This window comes from Ruminococcus sp. RTP21484sp1_RTP21281st1_A8_RTP21281_210402 (assembly GCF_040914025.1).
GTDB lineage: Bacteria > Bacillota > Clostridia > Lachnospirales > Lachnospiraceae > Blautia_A > Blautia_A faecis.
In genome coordinates, this window is sequence record NZ_JBCPGE010000034.1 from 39132 (window position 1) to 50766 (window position 11635).

At 42.8% G+C, this 11635-nt stretch carries 9 protein-coding genes and 1 pseudogene; 2 read left to right on the forward strand and 8 right to left on the reverse strand.

Annotated features, from left to right (window positions below; translation table 11 throughout):
- Nucleotides 1–55: 55 nt before the first annotated feature.
- Together lepA and AB5170_RS15515 are read right to left on the reverse strand one after the other, a co-directional pair.
- Nucleotides 56–1864: a translation elongation factor 4 gene (gene lepA, locus AB5170_RS15510; protein ID WP_330382770.1), complete on the reverse strand. Its 1809-nt coding sequence runs from the start codon at nt 1862–1864 to the stop codon at nt 56–58.
- A 147-nt stretch (nt 1865–2011) separates the two neighbouring features.
- Nucleotides 2012–3259 carry a stage II sporulation protein P gene (locus tag AB5170_RS15515; protein WP_226815251.1) on the reverse strand — a complete coding sequence of 416 codons (1248 nt, stop codon included), beginning with the start codon at nt 3257–3259 and terminating at the stop codon, nt 2012–2014.
- 118 nt (nt 3260–3377) lie between these two features.
- On the opposite strand from AB5170_RS15515, the pseudogene AB5170_RS15520 reads away from it, so the two are divergent.
- Nucleotides 3378–3590 (forward strand): annotated as a pseudogene (locus tag AB5170_RS15520) (DUF6783 domain-containing protein).
- Here AB5170_RS15520 and gpr read toward each other — a convergent pair.
- Entirely contained in the window at nt 3544–4455 is a 912-nt protein-coding gene (gpr, locus tag AB5170_RS15525; RefSeq protein WP_118579888.1) for a GPR endopeptidase, read from the reverse strand. The pseudogene AB5170_RS15520 and the gene gpr sit on opposite strands and share 47 nt — an antisense overlap.
- Before the next feature lie 296 nt (nt 4456–4751).
- On the opposite strand from gpr, the gene rpsT reads away from it, so the two are divergent.
- Complete coding sequence (gene rpsT / locus AB5170_RS15530) at nt 4752–5015, forward strand: 30S ribosomal protein S20 (RefSeq protein WP_330382769.1); 264 nt, start codon at nt 4752–4754, stop codon at nt 5013–5015.
- 144 nt (nt 5016–5159) lie between these two features.
- Here rpsT and holA read toward each other — a convergent pair whose 3' ends face one another.
- The 5 genes from holA to AB5170_RS15555 form a co-directional block, all read right to left on the reverse strand.
- Nucleotides 5160–6146 (reverse strand): DNA polymerase III subunit delta, encoded by a 987-nt coding sequence (gene holA / locus AB5170_RS15535; RefSeq protein WP_173771123.1) that lies wholly within the window; start codon nt 6144–6146, stop codon nt 5160–5162.
- 169 nt (nt 6147–6315) lie between these two features.
- Nucleotides 6316–8694 (reverse strand): ComEC/Rec2 family competence protein, encoded by a 2379-nt coding sequence (locus AB5170_RS15540; protein WP_368361577.1) that lies wholly within the window; start codon nt 8692–8694, stop codon nt 6316–6318.
- Between the two features lie 61 nt (nt 8695–8755).
- On the reverse strand, nt 8756–9694 hold the full coding sequence (locus tag AB5170_RS15545) for a GerMN domain-containing protein (RefSeq protein WP_173716154.1): 939 nt from the start codon (nt 9692–9694) through the stop codon (nt 8756–8758).
- Between the two features lie 10 nt (nt 9695–9704).
- Nucleotides 9705–11132: a cell wall metabolism sensor histidine kinase WalK gene (locus AB5170_RS15550; RefSeq protein WP_173771136.1), complete on the reverse strand. Its 1428-nt coding sequence runs from the start codon at nt 11130–11132 to the stop codon at nt 9705–9707.
- Between the two features lie 3 nt (nt 11133–11135).
- The coding region (locus tag AB5170_RS15555; protein ID WP_368365096.1) for a winged helix-turn-helix domain-containing protein at nt 11136–11635 on the reverse strand (500 nt) is incomplete at its 5' end.

Here is an 11635-nt window from a genome sequence, read left to right on the forward strand (position 1 = left end):
TCAGTCACACTCAGACACCTTTATTTATTGCTTTTCACCACAGGATTGACAACAATTAATTTTCATCCAGTTTCAGTACGCTCATAAATGCTTTCTGCGGAATCTCTACGTTTCCAACCTGGCGCATTCTCTTCTTACCTTCCTTCTGTTTTTCCAGAAGTTTCTTCTTACGAGAAATATCACCGCCGTAGCACTTGGCAAGAACATCTTTACGCATAGCCTTAACCGTCTCTCTGGCAATGATTTTGCTTCCGATTGCGGCCTGGATCGGAATTTCAAAGAGCTGACGCGGAATCTCATCTTTCAGCTTCTCGCACATCTTGCGGCCTCTTTCATAAGAAGTATCTGCATGCACAATAAAAGAAAGGGCATCCACTTCTTCTTTATTTACCAGAATATCCAGTTTCACAAGCTCACTTCTCTCATAACCACAAAGTTCGTAATCCAGAGACGCATATCCTCTGGAACGAGATTTCAAGGCATCAAAGAAATCGTAAATAATCTCATTCAATGGAAGCTTATATTTCAGAAGAGCTCGTGTCTCTTCCATATATTCCATGCCAAGATACTGACCACGGCGCTCCTGGCAAAGATCCATAATGGCACCGATAAATTCTGTAGTTACCATAATCTCAGCATTCACGATTGGCTCTTCCATATATTCGATCTCAGATGGATCTGGAAGATTGGTCGGATTTGTCAGATCAATCACTTCGCCGTTTGTCTTGTGTACTTTGTAAATAACGCTTGGAGCTGTAGTAACAAGATCCAGGTCATATTCACGTTCCAGACGTTCCTGAATGATTTCCAGATGAAGCAATCCAAGAAATCCGCAGCGGAAACCAAATCCAAGAGCAACAGATGTCTCCGGCTCATAGAATAAAGAGGCGTCATTTAACTGCAGTTTCTCCAAAGCATCACGAAGATCCCCGTATTTCGCTCCGTCAGCCGGATAAAGGCCGCAGTAAACCATTGGATTTACTTTCTTATATCCAGGCAAAGCCTCCTCACATGGACGGTTATTGTCCGTAATAGTATCACCAACACGAGTGTCTCTTACGTTCTTAATGCTGGCGGTAATATAACCTACCATTCCAGCTGTCAGTTCCTCACATGGAATAAACTGCCCAGCTCCAAAATACCCAACTTCCACAACTTCTGCCACAAATCCAGTGGCCATCATACGGATGGTTGTGCCTTTGCGGACTTTTCCATCTACCATTCGGCAGAAAACAATGGCACCCTTATAAGAATCATAAATGGAGTCAAAAATAAGCGCCTTCAGCGGTGCATCCGGATTTCCTGCAGGTGCCGGGATCTTAGCCACTACCTGCTCCAGAACCTGATCTACATTCAGACCTGTTTTTGCAGAAATCTGCGGTGCGTCCTGGGCTTCAAGTCCAATCACATCCTCAATTTCATTGATAACACGCTCTGGCTCTGCACTTGGAAGATCAACCTTATTGATTACTGGAATAACCTCAAGATCATGATCCAGTGCCATATAAACATTTGCCAGCGTCTGCGCTTCAATTCCCTGTGCAGCGTCAACTACAAGGATGGCACCGTCGCAGGCTGCAAGGCTTCGTGAAACTTCATAGTTAAAATCCACATGTCCAGGTGTATCGATCAGATTGAAAATATACTCTTCTCCATCTTTTCCATGATATACCGTGCGGACAGCCTGGGATTTGATGGTAATTCCACGTTCTCTCTCCAGTTCCATATTATCCAGAACCTGGGCCTGCATTTCCCTCTCAGTCAAAAGTCCTGTCATCTCTATAATTCTGTCGGCCAGTGTAGATTTACCGTGGTCAATATGTGCAATAATACAAAAATTTCGAATTTTACTCTGGTCTGTCATTCCAGACATTCCTCCTCTGGTTATACTATACTGTTTATTCTATCAAGAGATTATAGCACAGATTAAATCTGTTTGTCACTTCCTTTTATATGGTTCCTGTTCACTCCGTTCACAGTAACGTTCTTGACGGGATAAATTATATTATTTTTATCCTGTTCCGCAGCCCTTTAACACTCTGTTCAAAATGTCTGCAAAGGGTTCCATGGCGTTTTTTACTTCCTGCACCGTATTTGTCTGGGCACCGGCTTCCAGAAGCAGGGCTCTTTTTCGTAAATGAAGATTGTAGCGCAAGCCCGCCAGGTAAATCCCTCTGTAAAAATCAGGATAATACAACGCCGCCTGATATTCCAGCTGAAAAGAAAAAGCAAGATTGTCCTGTATGTAAGGATTGGGCAAATAAGAAACCTTCCCCTGGGCATTCGTGTAGCTAAGGCCATTATAAAAAAGAATCTGCGCAGTATCTTTTCCGTTTATTTCAGTTACCAGCCGTCTGTCTTCATCGATGCCATCTCTGTGCAGATCAATAACCACCTCCACAGACGGATTTTCTTCCAAAACCTTTTCTACGTAATCACAAGCATAATTATAGGCCTTATTCCGATCCAGTTCTCCGCTCATCATATCAAAAGCTTCTTTTATATGGATCACCTGATAACCATATTTTTCTGACAGCAAACTGGTCAGATAATTTCCAACACCCACAATCGTATCTTCCTCTTCTCCTTCCCTGGAATCGGAAAACGTTTCCTGGGAGTGACTGTGATAAATTAGAATCTGCGGCTCCAACGGTCCATGACTCAAGGAAAAATCCTCTGCCAGAAATTCAGCAGCATTTATTTTTACGGCAGATGCATCTGTGTTCTCATCTACAATGTAAAAATTGTTCATTAGATAATCGTAATCCGACAGCTTGTCTCTGGACAGATCCAGAATTGGATGCGGGAGAACGATGTTAGACTGAGGAAGGGTATTTGCAGGCTGAGTTTCTGAATTTAAGTGATTTTCACTATTTTCTATGATTTCTGACATCTCAGAGTTATCTTTATTTTCTATTTTATCTGTATTATTTATTTTTTTACTTTCCTCAGAAACACTGCTGTTTTTTTCCAGATTGGCTTCCTTGGATTTCTTTGCATTTTCCTCTCGCAAATTACGCTCATTCTCTGCAACTTCTTCTAAATATGCTCCATTTCTCTTCTCAATCTCAGCCAGAGTTTCCCCATCCATTTCCATCCAGGTTTCCTGTGCTTTTTCCTCTGTAAAATAATAGAACGGAAACTGCCTGTACACATTATGCACAATTTCCCGCATGGAAAAAGGTCCTGGCAGCATAGCCAGAACCGCAAAAAAACACAGACAAAGAAACACGCAGAAAACCTTCTGGACTTTTGTCACGAAATCACCTCTTTAAGGTTATCCTATGACAGATTTTTCCTCCGTATGTTTCTTTTTTTAGGCTAACTTTCCATATTTTCAGTATTTTTCCACAGTTCACCACCTTTACATCAGCTTCATGCGCCAGAGCGTGTTTGAAAAATCATTCCCGCAATCTGCACGCCCACTTTGCTGGAGATTTCACCCGAATTCGGTTGCCGTAGCCCGCTACGATGCCCTCATCTAGGCAAAATCTCCCACAAATTGTGACGCACATCTTGCAGAAAGCCTTTTTCAAACACGCTCTAATAGATCTCTGCAAAAGTCATATTTAATCCTTCTGAAATCGTAAAACTCAGATATTTTATGGTCTCGTCCACATCTTTCGGCGTCACAAACATTCCATGAAGATGTGGGGAAATCATTTCTTCCAAAAATTCTTTCTGTTCGGCCTCGTCCAGTGTCTCAAGCAAATGAGCCATAGAATCATGAACAATAGTCGCCGCATCCACCACCGTAGGCACTCCGATCCCAATCACTTTTACATTCAGATTTTCTTCTGTAAGACCATTTCTGTGGTTTCCCACTCCTGATCCCGGAGTAATTCCTGTATCCGTGATTTGAATGGTCCGATTAAGGCGCCTGGTATTTCTTGCGGCAAGAGCATCCACAGCGATCACTACATCTGGCCGTGTTATTTCCACCACGCCCTCCACGATTTCCGAAGTTTCCATTCCAGTCTGCCCCATTACTCCTGGAACAATTCCGCTGATTGCATGAAGAATCTGCTTTTCTGTACTTTTCAGTCCATACTCGCGGATCAGATGGCGTGTCATATGAAGATTCCCAATTACTTCCGGTCCCAATGAATCCGCCGTAATACCCGGATTTCCAAGCCCAACAATAAGCACGGACTTTTCCTTTTCCAGACCGATCAGCTGGCGTAAATGTCTGGAAAGTTCTTCAGACACTTCCCTGTGATAGTCCTCATCTGGCGCTGAAAGCCCTTCCGATTCAATTGTAATATATGTCCCCTGAGGTCTCCCCATCGCCCTGGCACCATTTTCCGTGGTTATTTTCACCACAGTGGTTCGAATGTCTTTTTCCTCATTATAATCTTCCTGAACCTCCACCCCGCGCACTTCTACATTGTCCTCTGTAAAGCGTTCTCTTGCCTCTACCGCCAAATCGGTTCTGATCTTATAAGTTCCCAGCATATCAGTTCCTCCATACTTTCCCAAATTCTCCCATATCACCGGCTCCGCCCTGCTGTTTTCTATGTGCAAAATGTATTTCTCATTGCAATTCATACCTTTCACAGCCACACCTTTCGATTTTTATATAATCTCCCCACTTTTTTGCAAAAATATGTATGTCAAGCATTTTTGTAAAAATATGTATTGACAATCCAAGGTAATTATTATAAACTATATAAGCATGTTCATAGGAACGCCCGTGTCTGTTCTTATGATGCAAAAAATTAATCATCATTCACGAATTGGAGGTGTACGAATTGGCTAACATCAAATCTGCAAAAAAGAGAATTTTAGTTAACAGAACAAAAGCTGCGAGAAACAAATCCATCCGTTCTGCTGTTAAGACTTCCATCAGAAAAGTTGACGCGGCAGTAGCAAACAACGATAAGGCAGCAGCAGAGGTTGCATTAAAAGAGGCTATCTCTACAATCAGCAAAGCAACTTCCAAAGGTGTTTATCACAAAAACAACTGCGCAAGAAAAGTTTCCCGTTTATCCAAAGCCGTTAACAGCATTGGCTAATAGATATCTGAATTTTTAGTTATAAGCTTATAAGTGAAAATTAAGGCAGTCGAACCGTCATCGACTGCCTTTTTTCTGTATTTTTTTGCATTCCTGTTCAGCCCACTGCCTATTTTTGCAAACATCATAGCCTGCACCAAAACGTCATCTTCTGGCTGAACTATACTTCACGATCAGTAATTCCACACTAAGCACATCCTGCAATCTGCCTGTCTTCACAGCTTCCTCTGCATCCACAAAATCCGTCACTGCCTGACGAAGTTCACTGATTCTATAGGATCTTGCACAGACTACAATATTTTTCACCACAAAAGACGGCACTCCCAGTCTTGATGCCATCACCGGCTGAGGGATTCCTTCTTCTGCATATTCTTTTACCAGAAGCAGCTGGCGAAACTGTTTCGCCAAAAGAAAAAGGATTCTCATCGGGGGCTCCTTCAGCGTGAGAAGATCATAATACAGATCCAGTGCTCTCTTCTGATTTTTCTCCGTTACTGCCCGGACCATATCAAAAATCTTATTCTGGGTCTGAGTGGTACAAACCTGCTGAATATCCTCTCCCGTTACCACATCCCGGTCACCGGTATAGGAAATTATCTTTTCCAGTTCCATCCGCAGGTTTCCCATGTCCACGCCAGTCATGGTAAGAAGGAGTTCCATATCCCGCTGGGTGATCATCTTGCCTTCTTTTTTCAGAAGCCCGGCAGCCCAGCGCATTAGCGTTTTCTCATCCTGCTGCACAAATTCTCCGATTCTACCTGCTGCCTTTACGGCTTTATACATACGGTTTCTTTTATCCACCTCATTTTCTACAAAAATAAGGCAAAGATAGTCTGGCAGTTCTTTCATATAATCAGCCAGTTCATCACATTTATTCTTAAAAAAGCCGGTATCTTCCAACAAAACCACCCTACGGTCTGCAAAAAAAGGCATGGTCTCACAAAGGTCGATCAGTTCCTTCACATCAATGTTCCGACCCTCATAATGATTAAAATTCATGGTGTCATCTTCTGGATTCAGCGCCTGCACCAGTTTATGTTTATACTGCTGTTTCAGGTAAGCTTCCTCACCATACAGCAAATACGCCTGTTTAAAATTGCCCGTCTTTATATCTTCCTGGATATTCTTCAAAATATACGCTCCTGTCATCTTCTTGTCGGTCAGGACATTCCCCAAAGGTTACTATTCACGATCTGACCAGTAGCCCCCCAGACTCTTTCAGCCAGGGTGATAGAGCTGTACTCGACATTCTACTAAACCATACCACAAATTGTGTCTTTATAAAAGTGCCTTTTTCGCTCTACATACTATTTCCCTTTTCCAAAAATTTCTTAATCCTTATCCCCTCTTTCTCCCAGCAAACTTTCACAGCACCGCTCTCCATAGTAAAACTGGTCTGGCACCCGGTTTCTTCCAGGCGTTTCGTAATTTCCGGTGACGGGTGGCCATAGGTATTGGTAGAAGAGCAGGAAATCACAGCATATTCCGGGCGCACTGTATCAAGAAACTGTTGACAGGTAGAGTAATGGGAGCCATGGTGTCCCACCTTCAAAAAGTCCACATCTTCCAACACTCCCAATTCCAGCAATTTCTTTTCCGTTTCTTCCCCGATATCACCTGTCAAAAGGCCAAGAAACTCCTCATATTTTACTTTAATCACCATACCATCTTCATTTACGTCTGCGCCAGAAGCGCTGACAGCAGGAGCAATTATCTGCAATTGCAATTTACCTGCATTCAGGCAGTCTCCTTCCTTCAAGGTTCTCACTGGAATTCCGGCCGCTTTTGCTGTCTGTTTCAGTTTTTCCCATGCAGCAGGAGGATTTTCCCACTCAGGCAGATACAAGCATCCCAATTTTACTGAATTCAGTTTTTTTACAGCCATCTCCAATATTTCCTGTACACCACTGATATGATCCTGATCTGTATGAGATATAAAAATTCCATCAATCTGAGAAATCCCCTGATTTTTCAGATACGGTAAAACCTGATATTGTCCCACACCTGATTTGTTTGTGCTTCCACCATCCACCAGAAAGCAATTCCCTTCCGGCGTCCGCAGCACAAGCCCGTCGCCCTGTCCCACATCCAGACAGCTGACAGAAAATGGTTCCGGCTCACGCCATATAAGAATAGACATGGCCAGGCATACAACTACGAAAGCAATTATTTTTCTCTCCCTCTTCCCTTTCTGTGTAAGTATCCAGACTGCTCCTGCAAACAAAATATAATATACAGCCACCTGCCACAGCTTTGGTTGTCCTGTGATCCAGATGCCAAAAGGCAGATTCCCAGATAGTTTACATAACTCTTCATAAATTCCAGCAAGAACCTTTCCAGGCAAAATCACAACACGCCCAACGGAAAAGCTTACACACCCAGCAAGCAATCCAATAACTCCGCTTCCCAGAACAACTCCTACTGTAGGAAGCACCAGCAAATTTAAAAAAATTCCAACCAGTGAAACTTCTCCGAAAAAATATAAGGAAACAGGAAGCATGGTCAGCTGTATTCCTATAGATGCGCCTAAAGCCAGATTTGCTTTGCAAAAACCTCCGGCAAATTTTTCATATATTTGCCCTGTATGTTTTCCTAAAATCATACAGCAAATATTTTTAAACTTTTTTCCAGCATGTCTTTTCCATGCACTCTTTTTTCTCCGCACATTTTCCCCTTTTTCAATACGGGATAAATCCATACTCTTTGTTAATGCAGGAACCACTACGCCAGCTCCTGCTACCGCGCTAAATGACAAAAGGAACCCACTGTTATATAAATATGCTCCTGAATCTCCAAGAATTAACATAGCCGAAACAGCCAGCGCCGTTGGCAGATCATAAATCCTTCCGGTTATTTTCGCCCCTACAGATATCAAAAACATACAGACTGCACGCATAGTAGACACACTTCCACCAGTCATCACGCCGTATTGAAGCAAAATCAACAGGGCAATTATCCCAGACGGCCAGATTCCCATTCCAGTCTTCATCAGAAGATTATAAATTCCCATCCCAATCACACTGATATGCAGCCCCGAAATTGCCAGAACATGCACAATACCAGCCATCTGGTAGCGAAGCTTTACTTCCTCATCCAGACTGCTTTTATCCCCGAGAACAATTGCCTGAAAAACCCCGGCTTCTTTTCCACCAATTCCATTCAGAACTTTACTGAGATATTTCCTTAGATCATTCATACCTTGTCGATAAGCAGAATAATTTTCCGATTTTTTTAACAATTCCGCCTTTTTCATAAAATAGAAAATATGCTGGCTGGCATAATACTGTCTGGCATCAAATTCTCCTGGATTTCGCATCTCACCTACTCTCTCCAGATTTCCAGACACCAAAACAACAGTTCCTGCCGGAACATCTTCTTTTTTCTTTAAAAATACTTTTACATTTTCAATAGATATTTTCTTCGGTTGATTTTCCTTTGATTGATTCTTCTTTGGTTGATAAATCAGATATGTATTGCTAAGATAAACAGATTGTGAAAATTCATTTTCTGTGGTCTGTGTCACTTCTCCGCAGATTGTGACCTTGGGATGTTCCCGGATCCAGGAGTCCACATTTTCCGGAACAGGATTTCCTCTGATCAGTGGAAATCCTGCCCGGTCGGCCACACACATAAGGAGCATCAAGACCAGACACACCATGCAAAGCGGTCTTTTCGTCATTTATAAACTCCTTTAGTATTTCATTTTATAAGCGTTATTGATTGATTTTTTCAAACACGCTCTAATTCTCTTTCAGGATCAGATCTGTATTTTTACTGAAAAGACTGTACAAAGATGTTCCATCACTTAACTTAGCCTCTGTATCACCTTCGATTGAAATCTGCACTTTATCAGCAGATGTCGTATCCAGAAGAGAATTTACCACGGAATAGATCATGGTGTTCACCGGGATATCAATTCCTGAATCTGAAAAAGCGGAACTAAAATCCACATAGCACACATTATCAGACACCTCTATTCCCAGAATATCCGTATTCTGCGGAATTGTTGGATAATGCCCTTTCACCATCGGTCCTTTGGCAAGCTGTTCCAGTATTACTCTCTCTCTTGGCAGAATTCTCTTATAATATACATTTCTCTGTTCTGCCACAAGATGCTCTCCTGTCTTGTCTGTAAAATACAGAGTAAAAGTATCATACCGATACGCATCTTTATCAGAGCCCCACATTTCTACAAAAGTGTTGCCGTCAAGCAAGCCTACAGCCTGTCCCTTGGAATCGGTAAGCTCCTGATTTCCTATAAAAATCTTTATGCCGGTGATTCCTGGAATCTGAAGAAAAGTTCTTGCCACACCTGCGCGCACCAGAATCTCCCTGGTTCGGGAAATATTACTGTAATCAGCATTAAACTCCAATTCCAGAAGGGATTCATTTAAGCGGTAAGTCACCAGCTGAACTCCTGCTGGAAGCAAAGGCAGGTTCTCTCCGCTGCTCTCCTGTCCATTCAGGATTCCCATTAAATCCTGGAGCATAAATTCTGCACTTTCCTGCTCCGGATAATATCTTGTCTTTGTTACTTTCGTTTCATCTTTGTTCAAGTAATATAGATAGTACTGATTGCTGACACTTTCAGTCTTCTCTCCCTGGCTTTCCACCGAGCATCCGGTAAGAAGGCCAATGATCAGAACCAGAGCCATCGCTGTACTCAACAATTTCTTCATCTGGCACCTCCTACGGAATATATGATAAAGGAATGCGGACAGTAAAGGTAGTTCCCTCGCCTTCCTTACTTGCCACCTGAATAGTTCCATGATGCATGGTCACAGCACTTCTGGTAATCGCAAGTCCAAGACCTGTGCCGCCAATTTCTTTGGAATGGGATTTGTCCACACGGTAAAAACGTTCAAAAATTCTTCCGATGGACTCCTCCGGAATGCCCATTCCGGAATCTGAAACCTTCACATAGAAATATTTATGGTCAGCGTCAAGGGTTACACGAACCCAGCCATCATCCACATTGTATTTAATACCATTCTCAACCAGATTGCTCACGGCAAGAGTAAACTTTACCTCATCCACATCTGCTTCAACAGGGCGGAAACTGTCCAGGATCAGATCAATGTGCCTCTTATCTGCAATTGGACGGAGTCTCTTCAGGATATCCTCCAGAAGCTGATTGATATTCAGGTGCTCCACATTCAGATCAGCTGCTTTCTTATCCATTTTTACAAGAGAAAGCAGGTCTGTGATGATCTTATTCTCCCGATCAATCTCTGCAGTGATATCGCCCATAAACTCCTGATACAGCTCCTCCGGCACCCCTTCCTGGCCCACCAGTGAATCGGCAAGTACCTTCATGGAGGTAAGCGGTGTCTTCAGCTCATGGGACACATTGGAAACAAACTCATTTCTGGACTCATCCAGAATCTTCATTCTGGAAAGCATTTTGTTGAACGCATCCGTAATAAGTGCTGTCTCTGTATAATCCGGGACAGAAATCTCCTCATTCTGGTATCCATCTGTCAAATCCTCAATGGACTTGGTAACTCTGGCAAACGGCTTTACAAGAACCGTAGAAAGCACATATCCAAGAAGGACCGCCAGCACAATAATGATTCCTGTGATCAGAAGACTCTTTTGTTCCAGTTCCAGAATATTCTCTGCAATTTCATTGGAGGAAAAGCTGATCAGCATAGCCCCCTGAAGCTGCTTCACCTCCGGGCTTTTCACAGGGAGGGCCATCTCAATCTTCTGTGTCTTACTATTATAGCGGCTGGCTTCCTCACCTTTGAAGCATTTGATCACCATAGTGGAGATCAAAGTTTTTCCCTCATCTACGCCATAGGTATCCTTGATAATCCTGTAATCCCTGTCAACTAACAGAATTCTGCCGTCATACACATTAGACAACAACTCCAGCTTGCTGTTTACATCCTGCGAGCTGGAGTCATTCATATAATTCTCTTTAATTAACAGGTTACACAGAATGTCACACTGCTTCTCAACAGTCTGCTTACGAACAGCCACAGCCTTGCTCTCATAGGCTGCCACCATCACATGAGCAACAATGACACTTGGTACGATTCCCAGAATGACCAGAATGATCAGAATACGAAAACGCAGACTTTTTAAAAAGCTGGGTTTCTTTTTCTCTGGCATGGCTTATGCCTGGAAATAATATCCCACACCCCATTTGGTGTGTACATATTTCGGCTCACTGGGATTCGCCTCAATTTTTTCACGTAAACGACGGATATGTACATCCACTGTACGAACATCACCAGGATATTCATATCCCCATACAATATTCAGCAGGTTCTCACGGCTGTAAACTTTATTTGGATTGAACACCAGAAGTTCCAACACGTCGAATTCTTTGGCAGTCAGATTGATTTCCTTACCAGCAATAAACACGCGGCGGCTCTCACAATCCATTTTCAGGTCACCAGCCTCTATTGTCTTCGCCTTGTCTTTTTCTTCCTGATTGCTGCCAGCACGGCGCATAATGGCCTTGATTCTTGCCTTTACTTCAAGAATATTAAATGGTTTGGTGATATAGTCGTCCGCGCCATACTCAAGACCGAGGATCTTATCCATATCCTCACCTTTCGCTGTAAGCATTACAATAGGAACATTTGAAAATTCCCTGATCTGCTGGCATA